This is a genomic window from Bradyrhizobium symbiodeficiens (genome assembly GCF_002266465.3).
GTDB lineage: Bacteria > Pseudomonadota > Alphaproteobacteria > Rhizobiales > Xanthobacteraceae > Bradyrhizobium > Bradyrhizobium symbiodeficiens.
Map to the genome: position 1 here is coordinate 6,923,453 of NZ_CP029427.2, position 19,936 is coordinate 6,943,388.

The window sequence follows — 19,936 nt, forward strand, 5'->3', positions numbered from 1 at the left end:
GATACCAATGGCGGTCGGGGGCAAAGAAGATCCCGCCCTCGCCCGATTCCGCAAGATGTCGCGGCCGGTCCGGCTGATCTATGCACGGCCCCGGACCTTCATCGCGCTCGCGGCTGGTGTCCTGGTCTGCCTGCTGCTGCCGGGCTCGCACCGGCTGGTGACACGGCTCCTGTTCGGGTGGGATGCGCTGATCGCGGTCTATCTCGTGCTGGTCTACGCAATGATGCTTTGCAACGACCACCAGCACATCAGGCGCGCCGCCGCGATGCAGGACGACGGCCGTTTCGTGATCCTGCTGGTGACGGCGATCGGCGCCTTCGCCAGCATCGCCGCGATCGTCTCCGAGCTCGGCACACCGCATCGGGGCGTGCTGGAGCTGACCATCGCGATCAGCACCATCGCGCTGTCATGGGCCGGCGTACACACCACCTTCGCGCTGCACTACGCGCACGATTATTATCGCAACGCCAAGCCGGGCGGCCTTCAGTTCCCGAGCAGCGACAAGGAAGACCACGCCGACTATTGGGACTTCGTCTATTTCTCTTTCGTGATCGGCATGACCGCGCAGGTCTCCGACGTCGGCATCACCGACAAGACGATCCGCCGCACGGCCACGGCGCACGGGATCGTGTCGTTCATCTACAACACGGCCCTGCTCGCACTGACGGTCAATATCGCGGCGAGCGCCATCTCGAACTGACATCGTCCCGGCACTGCCGGGACGACTTGCAGTGTCAGTTGCAAACCTCGGCATTGGCGTCATTGGAGGGACCGCCACCGCCGCGATATTCGAGATGGCAACCACGGTTGACCGGGCGACAGCCGGTGTTGTTGCAGAAAATCTGGCCACCACCCGAGGGACGGCTGGCACCTGCTGCAGCAGCAATGCCGGCCGCGGCGCCATAGCCGCCCGCCGTGCCAGCGGCGCCGCCGCCCTGACGACGCTGCCGGGCGGGACGCTCATCACCGTCGTCGCGCTTCGCCGTTGCGGGCTTGGCCGGCTTGGCCGCGCGCTGCTTCTCGCACTCATTATCGTTGTTGACCGCATAGCCCTCACGGCAGACGATCTTCGTGCACTTGTCGCCATCGGCCTTGAAACCGTGCTCGCAGACCAGCGGGCAGACCCGCGACGGCTTGGCCTTGACCGCATCCAACGCGTCCGTGCTCGCCACCTTCACGTCGAGCTTGGTGCCGGCATAGCGGTTGAACTGCGACAGCGAGCGCTGAGAGGGCGTATTCCAGTTGCCGTCGGCCTGCCCGGAGTAGCAGCCGACGCGGCCGAGCTCGGTCTGCACCGAGCGGCTGAGATCGGCCGGCGCGGTCGCCGGCGTCAGGTAGGCGACGTTGGTGCCGGCAGGGCTCACCGTGCTGGTCGGCGCAGCGCCCGGCGCCGCGGCGGCGAGGTTGACGCGCTGCTGCTCGGCGGCAGCTGCCTGCTGCTGCGCCTGCTCCTTGGCCTTCTGCGCGGCGAGCTGCGCCTGCTCGGCGGCCTTCGCATCGGCCGCCGCCCTGACCTGCGCATCCTTCTGCGCGCCAAGCGCGGCAAGACGATCGCGTTCTGCCTCGGCCTGTTTCGCCTTCTCGGTGGCAGCCGCATGGGCCTGCTCGGCACCAATTTTCTCGACCTGAAGCTTGGCAAGGCTCGCATAGAAGCCATCGGGATGCTGGGCGAGGAAGGCAGCCCACGCCGCCCGGTTGCCGACCTGGAGCGCGAGTTCGTAGTCGCGGCGGATATCGGCCTGCGGGTTTGCCACGGGTGCCCCCGGAGCTGCAGCCGCCACCTTGACCGGCACCAACGGCACGTCCTCACCGCCCAGCGAGCCGTAGACGAACGGTTCCTGTTTGTTGCCGGTCGATTTGAGCACGTCATCACGCACGAAGCCGAAGGCGCGGCGAACATCGAGACCCGGCGTCGCCAGATGCTTTGACAACGCGACCGTAAATGGGCTGTTGGCGCCGTCACCGTCCTGGGCCGTGAAGCCGGCCTTGGCCGAATAGGCGATCAGGGTGTTGGGGCTGGTCGGCTCGACCTGGGCGAGGCCCCGGCCGATGCCGCGCGATGCCACCGTGCGTTTCATGGTCTTGCCGAACGGATTGTCGCGGCAGGCATCCAGGATCACCAGGCGGAGCTGCTTGGCAGGCTCGACCGCGACCAGAACGCGGTCGAGGGACAGCGCTTCGTCATAGACGTCGGTGTCGCGCTCGAGCTTGGCGTCGACAGGAATCAGATAGTTCGAGCCCTCGACCTCGATGCCGTGGCCGGCATAGTAGACCACTGCGATGTCGGCGCTTCGGGTCGCGTCGGCGAACTCGCGCAGCACGCGCCGCGTTTCCTGCGCCGACAAATCGTGCCGGGAATCGACGACATCGAAACCGGCTTCCTTCAGTGTCTTCGCCATCACCGCACCGTCATTGACGGGGTTGGCGAGCGACGGCGCGTGCTGATACGCCGAGTTGGCGAGCACCAGAGCGACCCGCTTTCCGGCGAAAGCGGGCCCGGCGCCGAACAGCAACGCGGCAGCGAGGAGAAGCGGGCAAAGTCTGAGCAGATTGCGCATGACACGACTTCCGAAGTTCGGGCCATCTGGGCCCCTTTGGGATCGTTTTAGCAGGATCTGGTGCCGGCACTTGTGATGGAGGTCACGAAGGCTGTGCCGGCAACTACCAGAGAGCCCCCTTAGTTTGTCGCACCAGCGCGGTCGCGGTTCGCCGACCGATGCGGGCAAACCGGTTTCCCTCAGACAACCCCGATATGCCCCCGATATTGCGGCAGATTGTCCGTTATGTCGTGCCAGGGCGCCTTCGAGGCCACGAAGATGTGGGCGCTTGGCCGGATCGAGGGGGCATCGACCAGGGTTCCCATGGCGACATGGACCCATTGTCCTTCACGCACCCGGGAATAAAGCAGCGAGCCGCATCGCCCACAATGGGCATCATGGGTCGTGTCGTCGCCGAAAATCATCCTCTGGTCGCCACCCCGGACAATGCGGAGCTTGTCCTGCGCGATGCCGGCGAACGGCTTGAACGCTGAGCCGGTGGTACGACGGCAGTTCGAACAGTGGCAGTTCATCGCATAGGAGAACGCGTCGACCACTTCGAACCGCACGGTGCGGCAGTAGCATTCGCCGATCAGGATACGAACGTTCGAATTTTCTGATCCGGTCATGCCAACACCCTCGCGCGATGAGCGAGACACCCATAGCGCATTTCGATGCGTACGACTAAGTTCCGCCCAAGCCATCATTCAAAAGGATGACCCATGAGCCAGAACCGTTCGAGTGTCGAAGCCGTCGTGCAATCCTATTTCGACGGGCTTTACGAGGGCGACGCCGAGAAGCTCGGCACCATCTTCCATCCCTCCGCTGACTTGCGCTGGGTCGAGAAGGGCGAGCTCCAGGTCCTGACCGTCCCCGACTGGCTCGACCGCGTCCGCAAACGCGCCTCCGCCAAGGCCGAGGGCAAGCCGCGCGAGGATTTCATCGTCACCATCGACCGTTCGGACGACAAGACCGCCTTCATCAAGGTGCGATGTCAGCTGCCGCCGCGTTTCTTCACCGATTACCTGGTGGCGATGAAGCTCGCGGACGGCTGGCAGATCGTGTCGAAGTCGTATCGGTACGATTTGAGGGAGTGAAGGCGCAGCACTTCTGTTGCCCAATATCCGCCGCGCTCGGCGCCCATTCTGGGTGGTCTCCACTCGCATGATGGCTTCCCATGCCGCTCGATCGCCGTTCCCTGCTCGCCTCGCTATGCTGGATCGCGGCTTCCCCCGCGTTGGCCGCCGAGCCCCCGCCCGAACTCGAAACCTATGAGCGCGAGAGCGGCGGGCGGATCGGGGTCTATGCGGAGAACCTTGCGACCGGCAAGAAGCTCACCTGGCGCGCCGACGAGCGCTTCGTGATGTGCTCGACCTTCAAGGCCTCGCTCGCGGCCTGCGTGCTGGCTCGGGTCGATCGCGGCGAAGAGAAGCTTGCGGCCACGATCGCTTACGGCAAGGCCGATCTGCTGGAGTATGCGCCGGTCGCCAAGCAGAAGCTTGCGGCCGGCGCGATGTCGGTCAGCGACATGTGCAAGGCGATCGTCGAACTCAGCGACAACACCTGCGCGAATCTGCTGCTGGCGCGGATCGGCGGCCCCGCCGCGCTCACCGCGTTCTGGCGGTCGCTCGGCGACACCACCTCGCGGTTGGATCACAACGAGCCCGAACTCAACCGCTCGCCGCCCGGCGATCCCCATGACACCACGACGCCGGCAGCGATGGCGGGAAATTTGCGGCGCCTGGTGGTGGGCGAGGCCCTGACGCCGGCCTCGCGTGCCCTGCTCACGGAGTGGATGGTGAACTGCAAGACCGGCGCGAACCGGCTGCGCGGCGGCCTGCCCGCAGGCTGGACCATAGGCGACAAGACCGGCAACAACGGCAAGGATGCTTCGGGCGATATCGCGGTCGCCTGGCCGAAGCCCGAAACGCCGATCCTGATGGCGGCCTATACCCAGGGCGGCACGCCGAACGCGGCGCAGATCGAAGCCGCTTTTGCACGCATCGGGCGGATGGTGGCCGAACGGCTGGCGTAAGCCGCACGCATTGACGCAGCAGTCGCTTCCGGGTCAAGACAGGCCGTCATGGAAGCGAAGTTTCAGACCTTTCTCATCCTGCTCTCCGTACTGGCGGGCGTGGCTCTCGCTGCGCGCCGCTTCAACGTCGCCCCTGCCATCCTGCTGATGCTGGCCGGCGTCGGCCTCGCCTTCGTGCCGGGCATGCCGGCGGTGGAATTGCCGCCGGAACTGGTGCTGCTGATGGTGCTGCCGCCGCTGATCTACTCGGCCAGCGTCGCCATGAGCTGGCGCGAATTCCGGAAAAATCTGCGCCCCATCGTGCTGCTCGCGGTCGGCGCCGTGATCTTCACTGCGGCGTTGGTGGCGGCCGCCACGCACTACATGATCGGCCTGCCCTGGACCATCGGCTTCCTGCTCGGTGCCATCGTCGCGCCGCCCGACGTGGTGGCGCCGCTCGCGATCGCGCGCCGGCTCAACATGCCGCGGCGTCTGCTGGTCATCCTCGAGGGTGAAGGGCTCGCCAATGATGCCACGGCGCTGATCCTCTATCGCTTCGCGCTGGCCGCCATCATGGTCGGTCATTTTTCGCTGCCGCTGGCCGCCGGCGAATTCCTCCTCATCGTCGCCAGCGAGATCGCCTTCGGCATCGGCGTCGGCTGGCTCTCCCTTCGCCTCCGCAAATGGTCCGGGGATCCCCAGGTCGAGCTGACGCTGTCGCTGATCACCCCCTACGTCTCCTATTGGCTGCCCGAGCATATCGGGGGCTCCGGGGTGATCGCGACGGTGGCCTGCGGCCTCTATGTGAGCTGGAACGGCCCGTTGCTGATCTCGTCGGCGACGCGCCTGCAAGGCATCTTCTTCTGGGATCTCGTGATCTACCTGATCGAGGGCGTGCTGTTCCTGCTCACCGGCTTCCAGCTGCGCGCGCTCTACGAGAAATCGAAGGCGTTCCCGCTCGACGACATCCTGATCGCGACCGCATTGGTTCTGGTCATCATCGTGACCGCGCGCTTTGCCTGGCTCTATCCCGCAACCTATCTGCCGCGGATGCTCAGCAAGTCGCTGCGCAAGCGCGACCCGGCGCCGCCCTGGCAGTGGCCGTTCGTGCTCGCCTTCACCGGCGTGCGCGGGGCGGTGTCGCTCGCGGCTGCGCTGGCGCTGCCATTCACGCTGCCCGACGGCGATGCATTTCCGTATCGCGACCTGATTTTGTTCGTGGCCTTCGGCGTCATCTTCGTCACGCTGATCGGCGTCGGCCTGACGCTGCCGCCGGTGGTGCGCTGGCTCGGCGTCGCCGAGGCCGGCCGCAACGAGCATGCCGCCGAGCACGAGGCCGAGATCGCGGCGAGACGCCAGGCCCTCGACGCCGCGTTGAAATCGCTCGACGCGCTGACTGAGGAGAAGGACGTCTCCGACGAAGTGATGCGGCTGCTGCGAGCCCGCCATGACATCCGTATCAGTCAGCTCCCCGATTCACTCGACCCCACCCACCACGACGTCTCCGCCGCCGGCACCGCGCTGACCCGCGACCTGATCACCGCCGAACGAAAATTCATCCACGATCTCCTGCGCGACGGCCAGATCACCGACGAGACCCGCCGCCGGATCGAGCGCGATCTGGATCTGGAGGAGGCGAGCCTGGCGAACCGCGAGTATCGGCGGACGCCGCTGTAGGCGTGCAAATCGCCCCGTGATCTGCTACGATTGCCAAATGACCAAGCAAGCTCTCGAAATCCTGCTGGAGCGCGTGTCCGCCTGGCCCGAAGAGGCCCAAGAGGAACTGATGCGGTCCCTGACCGACATCGAGAACAGGCATCTCGGCATCTATCGCCTCAGCGACGACGAGCGAAATGCCGTGCACCGTGGCCTGAAGGACATGCGCGAAGGGAGGCTCGCGAGCGACGAGGCGGTTGCCGCCGTCTTCAATCGCTACAGTGCATGAGGGTGCGCTGGTCCGAGAGTTCACTTTCGGACATAGACGACATATTTTCCTATATTCACGAGCGTAATCGCACGGCCGCGGTCGCTGTGGTCGAGCACATCAAAGCGGTCGCCGGCCTGCTCCAGGATTTTCCCGAGGTCGGTCATCTTACAGACGAGCCCGGCGTCCGCATGTTCCCCACCGTTCGCTACCCATATCTCATCTTTTACACGGTCAATCCTGCAGACGCCGAGATCGTAATCCTCCATGTGCGTCATGGAGCGCAGCAGCCTCGGCCTTGAATCCTGCCATGTCTGACGCAATCTACCGCCTCGCGCAGAACTCTCCTATGGCCGAAGCCACGGCCGCCGCAATCGTCTCGTGCCGCTCCGGCGAGTTCATCGCCATTTCCTCGTCGCGGTTGATGATGGAGCCGGCCTCGAGCAGCACTGCGGCACTGCTCGTCCGCGACAGGACGACGAGCCCGTCATAGCGGTAGACGCCGACATCCTTGTCGAGCAACTGACGCCGGTAACGGCCCATCAGCGGCAAGGTGTACTGACTGGCATAATGCAGCCCCTGCTCCTTCAACTGCCTGCCGATCAACCGGGCCAGCATCAGGCTGGTGGCGAAGTGCGAATTCTGCCGCGACACGAACAGCGAGTGGCCCGAAAAGCGGTCGCTGAAATAGCTCTTCGCGCCATCGAACTCCCAGCTCTCGAGCAGTTTATCGGGCACCGAATCATGGTGGATCGACAGGAAGAGATCGGCCCGGCCGTCATTCGCGGCACTGACCCGCTTGAACAGGCTCGGTCGCGCCTTGCCGTCGGTGACGAGCAGGCGGGTCGCCGCAAAGCCTTCGTGCCTGAGTTTGGTCGTGACCAACCTCGCGAGCCTGAAGTTGAAGCCGAACTCCGGATCGTTGCGAGCGCTCAGCGCGCCGTAGGAATCCGGGGTGTGGCCGACATCCACGACGATTCGGAATTTGCGCGGCTCGCATGCCTCCAGCGCGATCGCTCTCGACCTCGCCTTTGCAAGCTTGGGTGCACCGGCTGCCCACGCAACGTCGATTGGCGAAAGCAAAAGCGGGATCAGCGAGACCGCGAGAGCACGCCACGACCTTCTCACACCGGCCGCTCCCCCTTCACCGTCACCCGCGTCCCCGAGCGCGTATGCGGCCAGTAATCCCACATCGCGCGGTGCTGGGTGCAGCGGTTGTCCCAGAATGCGATGGCGTTCTCGGTCCAGCGGAAGCGGCACTGGAACAGGGGGTTCTCGGCGTGCTGGTAGAGATAGGCGAGCATCGCGTCGCTCTCGTCGCGAGGGATGCCGTTGATGTGGCGGGTGAAGCCGCGATTGACATAGAGCGCCTTCTTGGCTGTGACCGGGTGCGTGCGCACCACGGGGTGCTCGGCGTTCGGATAGGCCGGGCGGTCGGCGACGCCGTAATTCGCGTAGAGCCCGCGATAGATCGGCTCGCCATCGTGCAGAGCCGTGAGGCCATCGAGATAGGCCTTCATGCGATCGGACAGCGCATCATAGGCCGCATACATGTTGGCGAACAGCGTGTCGCCGCCGCGCGGCGGGCACTGCTTGATGTAGAGGATCGAGCCCATCGGCGGTTCGAGATCGCAGGACACGTCGGAATGCCAGCCCTCGCCATTGGCACGCGGCGAATTCTTGTCGGCGTAGATCTTCATCAGCGCGGGGTCTTCGTCCTCGTGGGGAGCTGCGGGATGAAAATGCAGCTCGCCGAACTTGCGGCCGAAAGCGAGGTGCTGCTGCGGCGTGATGTTCTGGTCGCGGAAGAAGATGACGAGGTTTTCGGCGAGCGCGCGGTGGATCTCGTCCATCTGCTGGTTGGACCGGGCGTCGTCGGAGACGAGCCTGCCGATGTCCACGCCCGATATTTCGGCGCCGATGATGGGGGTGAGCTTCTCGACCGCGATGGTTTCGTAGGGCGCGCCATCCTCGGCCGTGTGGCGATAGCGCGGGCCTTGCTTGCCGGATAACGAACTCATGGCGAGTCTCCCGATCGTTTTGATTGGGAGCATGGTAGCAATGTAGGACGGGTTAGCGAAGCGTAACCCGCCACTTCGCGGGCGCAAAAAAGGCGGGCTACGCTTTCGCTAACCCGCCCTACCATTCCTGATCTGGAGTAAAACTACTCCGCCGCGGTCACCGGCACCTTGATGCCTTGGCCGTAGCGCTGCTCGATATAGTCGATCACCAGCGCCTTGAAGTCGGCCGAGATCGTGGGACCGCGCAGCGTGCGGAACTTCTTGCCGTCGACGAAGACAGGCGCGGCCGGGGCTTCGCCGGTGCCGGGCAAGGAGATGCCGATATTGGCATGCTTGGATTCGCCGGGGCCGTTGACGATGCAGCCCATCACCGCGACGTTGAGCTCTTCCACGCCGGGATATTTCGTCTTCCAGGTCGGCATCTCGTCGCGGATGAACTCCTGGATCGAGCTTGCCAGCTCCTGGAACGTGGTCGAGGTGGTGCGGCCGCAACCGGGACAGGCCGCGACCAGCGGCACGAAGGTGCGGAAGCCCATGGTCTGCAGCAGCTCCTGGCCGACCTGCACCTCACGGGTGCGATCGCCGCCGGGCTCCGGCGTCAGCGAGATGCGGATGGTGTCGCCGATGCCCTGCTGCAGCAGGATGCCGAGCGCGGCGGAGGAAGCAACGATGCCCTTGGTGCCCATGCCGGCCTCGGTGAGGCCAAGGTGGATGGCGTAGTCGGAACGGCTGGCGAGCACCTCGTAGACCGCGATCAGATCCTGCACCGCCGAGACCTTTGCGGAGAGGATGATGCGGTTCTTGGGCATGCCGAGCTCTTCGGCGCGCGCGGCCGACAGCAGCGCCGACTGCACCATGGCTTCGCGCATCACCGCGCGCGCATCGCGCGGATTGGACGAGGCGGTATTCTCGTCCATCAGCTTGGTCAGCAGCTCCTGGTCGAGCGAGCCCCAATTGGCGCCGATGCGGACCGGCTTGCTGTTCTTGTTGGCGATCTCGATGATGTCGGCGAACTGGGTGTCGCGCTTGTCCTTGAAGCCGACATTGCCGGGATTGATGCGGTACTTGGCGAGCGCCTCGGCGCAGGCCGGATAGGCCGCGAGCAGCTTGTGGCCGATATAGTGGAAGTCGCCGATCAGCGGCGTGGTGATACCGCGCTTGGCGAGGCCGTCGCGAATGTGCGGAACGGCGGCAGCGGCTTCCTCGCGATCCACGGTGATGCGGACCATTTCGGAGCCGGCGCGCGCGAGCGCTGCGACCTGGGCAATGGTACCGTCGATGTCGGCGGTATCGGTGTTGGTCATCGACTGCACGACGATCGGCGCACCGCCGCCGACGGCGACGTCGCCGACCTTGACCTGAGTGGTACGATGGCGCGGCGCGGGCCCCGCGATGTCGGAATCGATTGATGTTTCGGGCTTGTTCATGGGGGTCCAAATATCAGGTTTTGGTGACGTTCAGCAATGCGTCGCGCGGCGCCGCAGCGACTTGGCTCGGACGGTTAACCAGAAAAAGCCCAGCAATTACAAGGACGGCTGCCGCCCCGAACGCCAAGCTTAGGGTGTCATGCATGATGAAATAGCTACCCACCACGCCAAACAAAGGGGTGATGAAGGTAAAAGCCGACAATTTGCTGGCCGAATAGGTCTTCACGAGAGCGAACCAAAGCGTGAACGTGGTTCCAACCACCCAGATCGCCTGGAACGCCATCAGGCCGAGCGACAGCGGCGCGGGGGTGTGCGTGATGGTCTCGCCGAACAGCCAGGCCGCCAGCCCCAGGATCGGGATCGAGATCGCGACCTGATAGCCCAGCGCCTTCTCGGGCGCGGCGAACCGCAAGCGCGTCCCCTTGGCAACCAGCGTGGTCGCCGCCCACAGCGCGGCACCGCCGACGATCATGAGGTCGCCGAGCAGAACATGCGAATCGACGTTGGGCTGCGGCACGCCAATCGCGAGGGCGACGCCGGCAAAGCTGATGGCGAGGCCCAGCCATTGCGAGGCGCCGAGCCGCTCGCCGAGCACCTGGTAGGAGCCGAGCGCAACGAAGAACGGCGCGGTATAGAGGAACACCACCGCGCGCGACGCCGAGGTGAGGCGTAGCCCCTGGAAAATCAGCACGAATTCGATGCCGAACATCAGCCCGGCGATCAGGCCCGGCTTCCACGTGCCGTCGTTCTCGAAGAATTTGACGCCGCGAAACGTGCCGATGAGGAACAGCACCGGCAGCGCGCCCGCCGACCGGATCGTGGCCTGCAGCATCGGCGGGATGTCCGGCAGCACCAGCTTCACCGCGATCTGGTTGAACCCCCAGGTCAGGCACAGCATGAGCATCAGGGCGATGGCGCCGGCACTGAGGGGGCGTGCGGCGGAGGGGTTGGCTTGTGGTGAGGACATCTCTTCCCGAAAACCGGCTTTGCGCCGTTGTTTGCTTTATGCAGCTTTCTGACAATGGGTGCAGATGCCCGTGATCTCGACCACGGACAGCTTGGGTGCGAAGCCTGAACTGCGCGCGGCAACGTTGATATCATTGGCAAAGGACGCCGACGAAATCTCGCCGACCAGGCCGCAGCGCTCGCAGATCAGGAACGCCACCGCCGAGGTCGCGTCGTGGTCATGGGCGGCGCAGGCGAGATAGGCATTGCGGCTTTCGATGCGGTGCACGAGGCCGTTGGCCATCAGGAAATCGAGCGCGCGGTAGACCGTGATCGGCGCCGGACGGGCCATCGACTTGGCCAATTCGTCGATCACCTCGTAGGCGCCGAGCGGGCGGTGGCTGGAGAGCAAGGCCGCCAGCACGTGACGACGAATGGGTGTGAACTTCTGCGCGCGCTGCTCGCAAACGGCCTCGGCATGCGCCAGCGCATCCGCGGTGCAGCGGCCGTGATCATGGTCGGGCGCAGGAAATGCCGGCTTTGCGAGGGTCATGCGGCCCGCTTCTAGCATTTCGGCGGGGGAACCCAAAGCACGACCGCCGAGTGGCGGTCAGCCATGCTTTTGCTGCGGGACAGCGTCCCGCTAACCCGGCATGAAATAATCATAAGCTTGCTTATTATATTCAAGCTTATTGGAGACAAAGCTTATGACCCGCGGGTCCGTCGACCAGAATTTCCTGTTCACGCTGGGCGAGCTCTACCGCCTCTTGCGCGTCTATGCCGACAAGGAGGCTTCGCGCTTCGGCATCACCCGCGCGCAATGGGCGGTGCTGGCCAAGGTCGAGCGCAGCGAGGGCATGAAGCAATCGGAACTCGCCGAGCTGCTCGAGATGCAGCCGATCACGCTGACCCGCCTGATCGACAAGCTCTGCGACAGCGATTGGATCGAGCGTCGCAGCGACGCTTCGGACCGCCGCGTCAAGCGGCTTTATCTCAGGAAGGCCGGCCGGCAATTGCTGGGCCGGATGAGCGGGCTGAAGTCGGAGCTGACCGCCAACGCGCTGGACGGCATCACGCCGGCCGACGCTCATCGCCTGCTGACCCAGCTCGAAACCATCAAGGAAAACGTGCGCACCGCGATCCAGACCAGCGGTGCGGAACAGGCGCGCAAGGAGCAGCGCTATGGCTGATCAAGTCCTCAAGTTCCAGCCCGAGCAGAAGACCGACACCGGCAAGCCCACCAAGAAGGCCGGCACCGATCCCCGACGCCGTCTGGTCGCGGGCCTGCGGCGTTATCGCCGCTTCCTGCTTCTGGTCGTGCTGCCTCTCGTCGCCATCGTCGGCGGCCTCACCTTTTATCTGCATGGCGGCCGCTATGTCGGCACCGACGACGCCTATGTCGGCGCGCAGAAAGTGCTGGTGACGCCCGATATCTCCGGCAAGATCCTGAAGGTGGTCGTGAAGGAAGGCCAGTCGGTCAAGCGCGGCGACGAGCTGTTCGAGATCGACCCCGTTCCGTTCCGCCACGCTGTGGACGAAGCCAAGGCGCAACTCGCCCAAACCCGCACGACCTATGACAATCTCGTCGCCAACATCAAGATCTATGGCGACATGCTCAACCTTGCCCAGCAAGGCATCGATCTGAAGCAGCGCGACGTCGAGCGCAAGCAGGCGCTGGTGAAGAACAATTTCGGCTCGCAGCTCGATCTTGACAACGCCTCGAATGCGCTGGTCACCGCAGGCGCGCAGGCGCAATATATCAAACAGCAACTCTCCAACGCCAAGACGCAGCTACTCGGCGATTCAGCGTTGCCGCTGGAGCAATTCCCGCCTTACGCACAGGCAAAAGCCAGGCTGGACGATGCCCAGCGCAACCTCGACCACACCGTGCTGCGCGCCCCGATGGACGGCGTGGCCACACAGGTGGAGCAGATCCAGCTCGGCCGGTTCGTCACCGCCGGCACGCCGGTCTTCTCCATCATCGACGTCGCCCATCCCTGGGTCGACGCCAACCCGAAGGAGAGCGACCTCACCCACGTCACCGAAGGCCAGCCCGTCACGCTCGAGGTCGACGCCTTCCCGAGCCACGTCTTCAAGGGCAAGATCGGATCGCTCTCGCCCGGCACCGGTGCGCAATTCGCCATCCTGCCGCCGCAGAATGCCACCGGCAATTTCGTCAAGGTCGTGCAGCGCGTGCCGATCAGAATCTATTTCGACGAGACCGACAAATATGTGCGGAAGCTGAAGGCCGGCATGAGCGTCTATGCCACGATCGACACCGGCCACAAGCGGTCGCTCGCCGGCCTGTTCGGCCTGTCGGCGACCGCGAGCCAAGACAAAGATCAGGACAAGGACTGATCCGATGGCGGAGTCCAATCCCGCCCTGATGGTCCCTGGCCTGCGCCGGAACATGGTGACGATCTGCGCCATGACCGCGACCATCATGCAGGCGCTGGACACCACCATCGCCAACGTCGCCCTGCCCTACATGCAGGGCTCGTTGTCGGCCTCGCAGGACCAGATCAACTGGGTGCTGACCTCCTACATCGTCGCCGCCGCGATCATGACGGCCCCGGTGGGCTGGATTGCCAACCGCTTCGGCCGCAAGCGCATCTTCATCATCTGCGCGGCCGGTTTCACCATGGCCTCGGTGCTGTGCGGCCTCGCGCAGGACATCAACCAGATGGTGCTGTTCCGGCTTCTCCAGGGCGTGTTCGGCGCAGCCCTGGTGCCGCTGTCGCAATCCGTGATGCTGGACTATTACACGCTGCAGGAACGCGCCAAGGCGATGTCGATCTGGGGCATGGGCGTGATGATGGGCCCGATCATGGGCCCCTCGCTCGGCGCCTGGCTGACCGAGACCTATTCCTGGCACTGGGTGTTCTTCGTCAACCTGCCGTTCGGCTTCATCACCGTGCTCGGGCTGATCGTCTTCATGGACGAGACGGATAGGAATATCAGCCTCAAATTCGACTGGTTCGGCTTCGCCGCGCTGGCGGTGGCGATCGGCTCGCTGCAGCTTGCGCTCGACCGCGGTGAGCAATTGGGCTGGCTGGAATCGAACGAGATCCTGGCGGAATTCATCGTCTCGGCCGCAGCGTTCTATTTCTTCCTCGCGCACTCCTTCACGACCTCGACGCCGTTCATCCGCTTCGCGCTGTTTCGGGATCGCAACTTTGTCACCGGCTGCATGTTCATGGTCGTGATGGGGCTCGTGCTGTTCTCGACCATGGCGCTGGCGTCGCCCTACATGCAGAACGTGATCGGCTATCCCATCATCACTGCCGGACTGCTATTGGCGAGCCGCGGCTTCGGCACCTTCTTCGCGATGATGCTGGTCGGCCGCATGATGCGCTATGTCGAGGCGCGCACGCTGATCATCTCCGGTCTGACGCTGACCGCCGGCTCGCTGTTCCAGATGACCGGCTGGACCGATCTGACCCAGGTGCCGGAGATCGTCGCCGTCAGCGTCGTCCAGGGCTTTGGCTTCGGCCTGGTCTTCGTGCCGCTCTCGACCGTGGCGTTCCTGACGCTCTCGAACGAGTTGCGCACCGACGGCACCGCGATGCTGACCCTGATGCGCAACGTCGCGAGCTCGGTCGGTATTTCCGTGGTGATCGCGCAACTGACGCAGGGAACGCGACGAACTTACGCGATCCTGTCCGAGCACATCAATCCGTTCAACCATGCACTGCAGATGCCCGACGTCAGGGGCCTGATCAACTTGTCCACCGACGCCGGCCGCGCCATGGCCGACAGGATGGTGAGCGTGCAGGCACAGATCATCGCCTTCGCGCACGACTACCAGCTGGTGATGCTCTTCGTCCTCTGCACCATCCCGCTCGCCTTGCTGATCGGCTCGACCAAAGCCACGCTGCGCAAGCAGGCCGCGGGACCGGAACATGCGGTGATAGAGTAGGGCTCGCTCGCGTGCTCCGGACGCAGCGCAGCGCTTCTTCAGCGGTGCGCTGTGGACGCGCTCTCGGCGCTGCGCCGCGCCCGGGACACGAGCTACCCCAGCAACTCCTCGCAGCCCAGATCGTCCACGGCCGCGAATATCCGCTCCAGATTATTCCACCAGATCACCGGCGGGATGTTGATGCTCCACTGCCAGATGGGCTTGGTGATGTGCCACAGCACCGCCCAGCGGTAGTCGCGATCGAGCGCGCCGCGCGTGTAGCCGGTGACACCGTGCGCGATCAGCATCTCGTAGTAGCGGTTGAGCAGTGGACGTTCGAGCGCCTGCCTGCGCTCTGGATACCATTGCGTCGCTATCATATAGGCGAGATCGTGGGTAGGAACGTTGATGCGCCACTGATCGAAATCGAAGATGCGCACGGCGTCCGCGACGCCCGCGCGCGGCAACAGGAAATTCCAGGTATGGGCATCGCCGTGCGCGATGGTTACGTGGCGATGCGAATGGTAGCGCTGCAACAGCTGCTCCGCTTTCTCGATGAAGCGTCGGTAGAGGATACGTCGCTCCTCACTGAGGCGATCACCAAGCAAGTCAGCAAAGCGGTCGTAATGGCCTGCGAACGTTTCCATCAGGCTCGCAGCGTCATCGGCGCTCAACCAAGTACCGACGGTTTCGCCGAAACCGGGATGGTCCCACCAGCATGCATGCCAACGGGCCAGCGCCGTGACGATCGCCATCGCCTGATCGCGCGAGGGCGGCAACGGCCAAGCAGCCGCAACCTCATGGCTATCGGTGAGATCCTCAAGCAGGAGATGCCAAGCCTGGCTCTCGTCATCGAAATGGCCATCGTAGCAGCGCGGAACGATCTGCGACGGCATATTTGGCGCAAGGCGGGTGTAGAAGGCCACTTCCTGCCGACCAGAATTGGCCAGCGACTTGGCGTAGGCCGAATGCGGCATCTTGAGGATGACGGAGTGCGGGGCCCCGGCGGATTCTCCGACATAGCGCAGCCCAAGTCGGATGACGTGCGACACCAGGGCCGGGTGCTGATGCAGCACCTTCACCTCGCGGACCGCGCCGGCGTCCAGCACGCCGCCTCGCCGTAGCGCCGCCGTCAAGCGGGCGGGCTCAACGACATCAGGCAGTTGTGGAGGTGTCATGAAATTCACGATGTCCCTGTCCCGCGCCATACTGCGCGATCATAGCCCCAAGCCCCAGCGGCCGAACCGATGCTACGCTCAAGCCGCCGCGGTCGAGTCGCGCACGGTCCGCACCACGACCGACCGGAGTTGCTCGAGATTGGCCGCCATGCCGGCGATCGCCTGCCTGACTTCCGCCGCGCGCTCGTCCACGGAAGCTGCGTCGCGGCTGACATTGCCGATCTTGGCCGAGACCTCCTTCGCTGCGGAAGCCGATTCGGAAATCGACCGCGAGATCTCCCGCGTCGCGGCGTCCTGCTCCTCCATCGCGGCGGCAACCGAGGTCGCCACGCCGTCGATCTCGACGATGTGATCTCCCATAGTCTCGACGGCTTCGACCGCGGCCTGCGTCGAGGTCTGGATCTCGGCAATGAGCCGCCCGATCTCCTCGGTGGATTTGGCGGTCTGATCCGACAGGGATTTCACCTCGGCGGCGACCACGGCGAAGCCGCGACCGGCCTCGCCGGCGCGTGCCGCCTCGATGGTGGCGTTGAGCGCCAGGAGGTTGGTCTGGCCGGCGATGCCGCCGATCAGGTCTGAAACCTCGGCGATCTTCTTCACCGATCCGGCCAACGCCTGGATGGTCGACCGCGCCTGCTCACGGCCGGCGACCGCGGATTTTGTGACGGTGCTGGTGCGAGCGACCTGGCTTGCGATCTCGCGGATCGAGGCGCTCAGTTCTTCGGCCGCGGCCGAGACGGTCTGCGAGCTGCCGAGGGCCTGGGTGGAGGCCACCGCGACCGCCTGCGACTGCGCGGAAAGCGACCTTGCGATCTCGGACAGGCTGGAGGCGGCCCGCTCGACGCCTTGCGTCGCCGCCCCCGCGGTGTCGACCGATCGGCCGGTCTCGCGCTCGACGGTCTCGGCCATCTGGTGCAGGGCGGAGCGCTTGGCAAGCGCCGCCGCCTGCTCCTGCCGCAACTGCTCCTCGCGCAGGCGGGAATTCTCGACCGCCGCCTGCTTGAACACCACAAGCGCACCCGCCATCGAGCCGACCTCGTCCCGGCGGTGCGCGAACGGAATGTCGGCGGCCAGATCGCCGGTCGCGAGCTTCTGCATCGTGCCCGTCATGCGCACGATCGGGCGCACCACACCGACGGCAACACCGAGCAGGCCCGCGGCAATGAAGGCGAGGACAGCGGCGGAGACTCCGAGCAGGTTATAGAGCATGGAGCTGTCGCGGTCCGCGGCCAGCTTCTCCATGTCGGCATTCTGCTTGTTGGCGCTTTCGACGATGCTGTCGATCACCGCGCGATGTGCGGTGTAGGCGTCCTTGAGCTGCGCATAGATGCGCTCGGACGCAGCTGCATCCTTGGCCTTGAGGGCCGGCAGGAGCTGGTCGGACGCCTTCCAGAATTTCTGCACCTCGGCATCGGATTTCGACACCAGCGCCGTCTTCAGGTCGGCCGAGAGGCTGGAGGTGACCCAGAACGCCTTGCGCTCGTCGTAATCCTTGCGGAGCTGAACCAGACGTTCGCCGTGGGCTGCCAGCTGGTCCGGCTCGCGCATGGCCAGGGTCGCCTCGAGATAGGCCTCGATGACGTATTCTGGCGGCGGCAGAATGTCCGCGATGAGGTCGTTGCCAAGCTTGATGTCGGAGTAGAGCGGACCACCGACCTTGAGCTCCCGCAGGGCATAGAGGCTGGTCGAGACCACCGCGGCAAAACCGATGGCCAGCACGATCCCGAACGCGACGATCGCGGAGGACAACGACAAACGGATCTTCATGAAATATTCCAGGGCGCACGCCGAAACCGCGTGAAGCCTAGATCAATATGGTAAATACGGGATTGCATTGCCGGAACGTCGTCGCGGGGGAGTTCCGCATTAGTACGGGCGAAAGCGCTGAATTATCGCTTTTGGGTCAGCGAAGCTGACTCATGCTGCAAAGAACCCTCGCAAAAAACTGCACCGCCGCCCAGATCGTACACCGGGTCTTGCGCTCAAGCTGCCGCGGCCGCGCCGAAATTGCGTCCGAACCAGCCAGCGAACTCGACCCTCTGACCGGCGTCCAACCCGAAGGCGACATGCGCGGCCTCGCCGTCATGGGTGCGCACGCTGAACGGCAGCGCCAGCGCGAGGCCCTTGATGCGCAGCACACCGGCTTCCCCGACATTGATCTGAGGCGCGCAGCGGATCCAGGCACCGCCTTCCGAGATGTCGACCAGCGTCGTCTCATGCGTCGCCTGCCTGCTGTCGATCACCGAGACCTGCAGATCGGCTGGATAGCGCTTGCTGGCGCGGCGATCGACTTCGGTCGCCGAACTGCGCACCGTCCGGACCAGGACCGACTTGAGCGACGCGAGGTTCGACGACACGCTGGAGATCGCCTGGCGCATTTCGGACGCACGCTCGTTGACGGAATCGGCATCCCGGCTGACATGAGCGATCTTGGCGGAAACCTCTCTGGCGGCAGTAGCCGACTCCGAAATCGAGCGCGCGATCTCGCGCGTTGCGGCATCCTGCTCTTCCATCGCGGCCGCGACGGAGGTCGCTACACCATCGATCTCCGAGATTTGGCCGCCCATCTCCTCAACCGCGGCCACGGCGGCGTCGGTCGAGGCCTGGATCTCGGCGATCAGACGCGCGATCTCCTCGGTCGATTTGGCGGTCTGGTTGGACAGCGACTTGACCTCGGCGGCGACTACCGCGAAGCCGCGCCCGGCCTCGCCGGCACGCGCTGCCTCGATCGTGGCGTTCAGCGCCAGCAGATTGGTCTGGCCGGCGATGCCGCCAATGAGATCGGAGACCTCGGCGATCTTCTTCACCGAGCCCGACAGCGCCTGGATGGTGGTGCGCGCCTGCTCGCGGCCGACCACGGCTGATTTCGTCACCTGGCTTGCACGCGCGAGCTGGCTCGTGATCTCGCGGATCGAAGCGGTCAGTTCTTCCGCGGCCGAGGAGACGGTCTCCGCGCTGGCCAGCGCCTGCTCGGAAGCAGCCGCGACGGCCTGCGATTCCGTCGACAGATCGCACGCGAGTCCCGACAGGTTGGACGCAGCGCGCTCAACGTCTTGCGCTGCACCGGTCGCCGTCTCGACCGACACCCCGGCTTCACGCTCAACGGTCTCGGCCATGCTGAGCAGCGCGGAGCGCTTGGCAACGGCGGACTGCTCTTCGACGCGGAGCTGTTCCTCGCGAAGCCTGGCATTGTCCAGCGCGCTCTGCTTGAAAACCGCGAGTGCGCTCGCCATCGAGCCAACTTCATCGCGACGGTCGCCATAGGGCACCTCCGCCGTGAGATCTCCGGTCGCGAGCTGCTGCATGGCACCGGTCATGCGGACGATCGGACGGACGACCCCGAGAGCGACGAAGGCAAGACCTCCCGCGATCAGGGCGAGCACGGCGGCGGACACGCCCCACACGACATAGGAGATCGAGGCATCGCGATCGGCGGCGAGCTTCTCAACGTCCGCGTTCTTCTTGTTGGCGCCCTCGACGATACTGTCGATAACGCTGCGGTGCGCGCTGTAAGTATCCTTGAGCTGGGCATAAGCGCGCTCGGCGGCGGCTCCATCCTTGCTTTTTAGTGCCGGCAGGAGCTGATCGGAGACGAGCTTCCAGAACTTCTGCACCTCGGCATCCGATTTCGCGACCAGCGCGGTCTTCAGGTCCGGGGAAAGACTTGAGCCGCTCCAGAACGTCTTGCGGTCCTCATAGTCTTTGCGGAGCTGGACGAGCCGCTCGCCATGAGCGGTAAGTTGATCCGGCTCGCGCATCGCCAATGTTGCTTCGAGATAGGCTTCGAGCACATAGGCCGGCGGCGGCAGAATATCTGCAATGAGATCGTTGCCGAGCTTGATGTCGGAATAGAGCGGTCCGCCAACCTTGAGTTCGCGTAGCGCGTAGGCACTGCTGGCGACGACAGCCACAAAGCCGAGGACGAGCAGAACGCCGAAGAGAATGATCGCCGAGGAGATCGACAAACGAGGCTTCATGAAAGGACCCGCAGT

The 19,936-nt window shown here is 64.7% G+C and carries 19 protein-coding genes; 9 read left to right on the forward strand and 10 right to left on the reverse strand.

The annotated features are described in order from the left end of the window. The first annotated feature begins 7 nt into the window (after positions 1–7). Complete coding sequence (locus tag CIT39_RS32665; RefSeq protein WP_094976228.1) at positions 8–700, forward strand: DUF1345 domain-containing protein; 693 nt, start codon at positions 8–10, stop codon at positions 698–700. 34 nt (positions 701–734) lie between these two features. Here the strand turns inward: CIT39_RS32665 and CIT39_RS32670 are convergent, their stop codons facing one another. Both CIT39_RS32670 and CIT39_RS32675 read right to left on the reverse strand, forming a co-directional pair. Next, a complete protein-coding gene (locus CIT39_RS32670) occupies positions 735–2,558 on the reverse strand; it encodes a caspase family protein (RefSeq protein WP_094976227.1) in 1,824 nt (607 codons plus the stop codon). Between the two features lie 179 nt (positions 2,559–2,737). Then, the gene (locus tag CIT39_RS32675; RefSeq protein ID WP_094976226.1) at positions 2,738–3,166 is read right to left on the reverse strand and encodes a GFA family protein; all 429 of its coding nucleotides are present in this window, start codon (positions 3,164–3,166) and stop codon (positions 2,738–2,740) included. 93 nt (positions 3,167–3,259) lie between these two features. Between CIT39_RS32675 and CIT39_RS32680 the strand changes: the two genes are divergently transcribed. The 5 genes from CIT39_RS32680 to CIT39_RS32700 all read left to right on the forward strand — a co-directional run bounded on the left by CIT39_RS32680 (position 3,260) and on the right by CIT39_RS32700 (position 6,777). Continuing rightward, positions 3,260–3,634, forward strand: coding sequence for a nuclear transport factor 2 family protein (locus CIT39_RS32680; protein ID WP_094894613.1), 375 nt, complete (start codon positions 3,260–3,262; stop codon positions 3,632–3,634). Between the two features lie 80 nt (positions 3,635–3,714). Then, positions 3,715–4,572: a class A beta-lactamase gene (bla, locus tag CIT39_RS32685; RefSeq protein WP_094976225.1), complete on the forward strand. Its 858-nt coding sequence runs from the start codon at positions 3,715–3,717 to the stop codon at positions 4,570–4,572. Positions 4,573–4,620: 48 nt separating this feature from the next. Beyond that, positions 4,621–6,228 carry a Na+/H+ antiporter gene (locus tag CIT39_RS32690; protein ID WP_094976224.1) on the forward strand — a complete coding sequence of 536 codons (1,608 nt, stop codon included), beginning with the start codon at positions 4,621–4,623 and terminating at the stop codon, positions 6,226–6,228. A 37-nt stretch (positions 6,229–6,265) separates the two neighbouring features. Next, entirely contained in the window at positions 6,266–6,496 is a 231-nt protein-coding gene (locus CIT39_RS32695; protein ID WP_094976223.1) for a hypothetical protein, read from the forward strand. Beyond that, positions 6,493–6,777 carry a type II toxin-antitoxin system RelE/ParE family toxin gene (locus CIT39_RS32700; protein ID WP_094976222.1) on the forward strand — a complete coding sequence of 95 codons (285 nt, stop codon included), beginning with the start codon at positions 6,493–6,495 and terminating at the stop codon, positions 6,775–6,777. The genes CIT39_RS32695 and CIT39_RS32700 overlap by 4 nt, the downstream gene beginning before the upstream one ends. A gap of 22 nt (positions 6,778–6,799) precedes the next feature. Here CIT39_RS32700 and CIT39_RS32705 read toward each other — a convergent pair whose 3' ends face one another. From CIT39_RS32705 to CIT39_RS32725, 5 genes are all read right to left on the reverse strand, one after another. Then, complete coding sequence (locus CIT39_RS32705; protein ID WP_244607643.1) at positions 6,800–7,570, reverse strand: N-acetylmuramoyl-L-alanine amidase; 771 nt, start codon at positions 7,568–7,570, stop codon at positions 6,800–6,802. Positions 7,571–7,599: 29 nt separating this feature from the next. After that, on the reverse strand, positions 7,600–8,496 hold the full coding sequence (locus CIT39_RS32710; RefSeq protein WP_162308811.1) for a TauD/TfdA dioxygenase family protein: 897 nt from the start codon (positions 8,494–8,496) through the stop codon (positions 7,600–7,602). Positions 8,497–8,639: 143 nt separating this feature from the next. Continuing rightward, a complete protein-coding gene (gene ispG, locus CIT39_RS32715; protein WP_094976220.1) occupies positions 8,640–9,923 on the reverse strand; it encodes a flavodoxin-dependent (E)-4-hydroxy-3-methylbut-2-enyl-diphosphate synthase in 1,284 nt (427 codons plus the stop codon). A gap of 13 nt (positions 9,924–9,936) precedes the next feature. Next, a complete protein-coding gene (locus CIT39_RS32720; protein WP_094976219.1) occupies positions 9,937–10,890 on the reverse strand; it encodes a DMT family transporter in 954 nt (317 codons plus the stop codon). 36 nt (positions 10,891–10,926) lie between these two features. Further along, complete coding sequence (locus CIT39_RS32725) at positions 10,927–11,421, reverse strand: Fur family transcriptional regulator (protein ID WP_094976218.1); 495 nt, start codon at positions 11,419–11,421, stop codon at positions 10,927–10,929. Positions 11,422–11,575: 154 nt separating this feature from the next. Between CIT39_RS32725 and CIT39_RS32730 the strand changes: the two genes are divergently transcribed. The 3 genes from CIT39_RS32730 to CIT39_RS32740 are packed head-to-tail and all read left to right on the forward strand — an operon-like array spanning position 11,576 to position 14,787. Beyond that, entirely contained in the window at positions 11,576–12,058 is a 483-nt protein-coding gene (locus CIT39_RS32730) for a MarR family winged helix-turn-helix transcriptional regulator (RefSeq protein WP_094976217.1), read from the forward strand. After that, positions 12,051–13,226, forward strand: a complete 1,176-nt coding sequence (locus CIT39_RS32735; protein WP_094976216.1) for an HlyD family secretion protein — start codon at positions 12,051–12,053, stop codon at positions 13,224–13,226. The genes CIT39_RS32730 and CIT39_RS32735 overlap by 8 nt, the downstream gene beginning before the upstream one ends. A gap of 4 nt (positions 13,227–13,230) precedes the next feature. Next, positions 13,231–14,787, forward strand: coding sequence for an MDR family MFS transporter (locus tag CIT39_RS32740; protein ID WP_094976215.1), 1,557 nt, complete (start codon positions 13,231–13,233; stop codon positions 14,785–14,787). A gap of 92 nt (positions 14,788–14,879) precedes the next feature. Here CIT39_RS32740 and CIT39_RS32745 read toward each other — a convergent pair whose 3' ends face one another. The 3 genes from CIT39_RS32745 to CIT39_RS32755 form a co-directional block, all read right to left on the reverse strand. After that, complete coding sequence (locus tag CIT39_RS32745; protein WP_094976214.1) at positions 14,880–15,974, reverse strand: phosphotransferase; 1,095 nt, start codon at positions 15,972–15,974, stop codon at positions 14,880–14,882. Between the two features lie 48 nt (positions 15,975–16,022). Beyond that, complete coding sequence (locus CIT39_RS32750; RefSeq protein WP_094976213.1) at positions 16,023–17,711, reverse strand: methyl-accepting chemotaxis protein; 1,689 nt, start codon at positions 17,709–17,711, stop codon at positions 16,023–16,025. A gap of 215 nt (positions 17,712–17,926) precedes the next feature. Next, positions 17,927–19,921: a methyl-accepting chemotaxis protein gene (locus CIT39_RS32755; RefSeq protein ID WP_094976212.1), complete on the reverse strand. Its 1,995-nt coding sequence runs from the start codon at positions 19,919–19,921 to the stop codon at positions 17,927–17,929. Between the last annotated feature and the right edge of the window lie 15 nt (positions 19,922–19,936).

What these genes read in the sequence shown, in the direction of transcription:
- CIT39_RS32665 (WP_094976228.1), top strand. Translation starts at nt 8, where the DNA reads ATGGCGGTCGGGGGCAAAGAAGATCCCGCCCTCGCCCGATTCCGCAAG.
- CIT39_RS32670 (WP_094976227.1), bottom strand. Translation starts at nt 2,558, where the DNA reads ATGCGCAATCTGCTCAGACTTTGCCCGCTTCTCCTCGCTGCCGCGTTG.
- CIT39_RS32675 (WP_094976226.1), bottom strand. Translation starts at nt 3,166, where the DNA reads ATGACCGGATCAGAAAATTCGAACGTTCGTATCCTGATCGGCGAATGC.
- CIT39_RS32680 (WP_094894613.1), top strand. Translation starts at nt 3,260, where the DNA reads ATGAGCCAGAACCGTTCGAGTGTCGAAGCCGTCGTGCAATCCTATTTC.
- bla (WP_094976225.1), top strand. Translation starts at nt 3,715, where the DNA reads ATGCCGCTCGATCGCCGTTCCCTGCTCGCCTCGCTATGCTGGATCGCG.
- CIT39_RS32690 (WP_094976224.1), top strand. Translation starts at nt 4,621, where the DNA reads ATGGAAGCGAAGTTTCAGACCTTTCTCATCCTGCTCTCCGTACTGGCG.
- CIT39_RS32695 (WP_094976223.1), top strand. Translation starts at nt 6,266, where the DNA reads ATGACCAAGCAAGCTCTCGAAATCCTGCTGGAGCGCGTGTCCGCCTGG.
- CIT39_RS32700 (WP_094976222.1), top strand. Translation starts at nt 6,493, where the DNA reads ATGAGGGTGCGCTGGTCCGAGAGTTCACTTTCGGACATAGACGACATA.
- CIT39_RS32710 (WP_162308811.1), bottom strand. Translation starts at nt 8,496, where the DNA reads ATGAGTTCGTTATCCGGCAAGCAAGGCCCGCGCTATCGCCACACGGCC.
- ispG (WP_094976220.1), bottom strand. Translation starts at nt 9,923, where the DNA reads ATGAACAAGCCCGAAACATCAATCGATTCCGACATCGCGGGGCCCGCG.
- CIT39_RS32720 (WP_094976219.1), bottom strand. Translation starts at nt 10,890, where the DNA reads ATGTCCTCACCACAAGCCAACCCCTCCGCCGCACGCCCCCTCAGTGCC.
- CIT39_RS32725 (WP_094976218.1), bottom strand. Translation starts at nt 11,421, where the DNA reads ATGACCCTCGCAAAGCCGGCATTTCCTGCGCCCGACCATGATCACGGC.
- CIT39_RS32730 (WP_094976217.1), top strand. Translation starts at nt 11,576, where the DNA reads ATGACCCGCGGGTCCGTCGACCAGAATTTCCTGTTCACGCTGGGCGAG.
- CIT39_RS32735 (WP_094976216.1), top strand. Translation starts at nt 12,051, where the DNA reads ATGGCTGATCAAGTCCTCAAGTTCCAGCCCGAGCAGAAGACCGACACC.
- CIT39_RS32740 (WP_094976215.1), top strand. Translation starts at nt 13,231, where the DNA reads ATGGCGGAGTCCAATCCCGCCCTGATGGTCCCTGGCCTGCGCCGGAAC.
- CIT39_RS32745 (WP_094976214.1), bottom strand. Translation starts at nt 15,974, where the DNA reads ATGGCGCGGGACAGGGACATCGTGAATTTCATGACACCTCCACAACTG.
- CIT39_RS32750 (WP_094976213.1), bottom strand. Translation starts at nt 17,711, where the DNA reads ATGAAGATCCGTTTGTCGTTGTCCTCCGCGATCGTCGCGTTCGGGATC.
- CIT39_RS32755 (WP_094976212.1), bottom strand. Translation starts at nt 19,921, where the DNA reads ATGAAGCCTCGTTTGTCGATCTCCTCGGCGATCATTCTCTTCGGCGTT.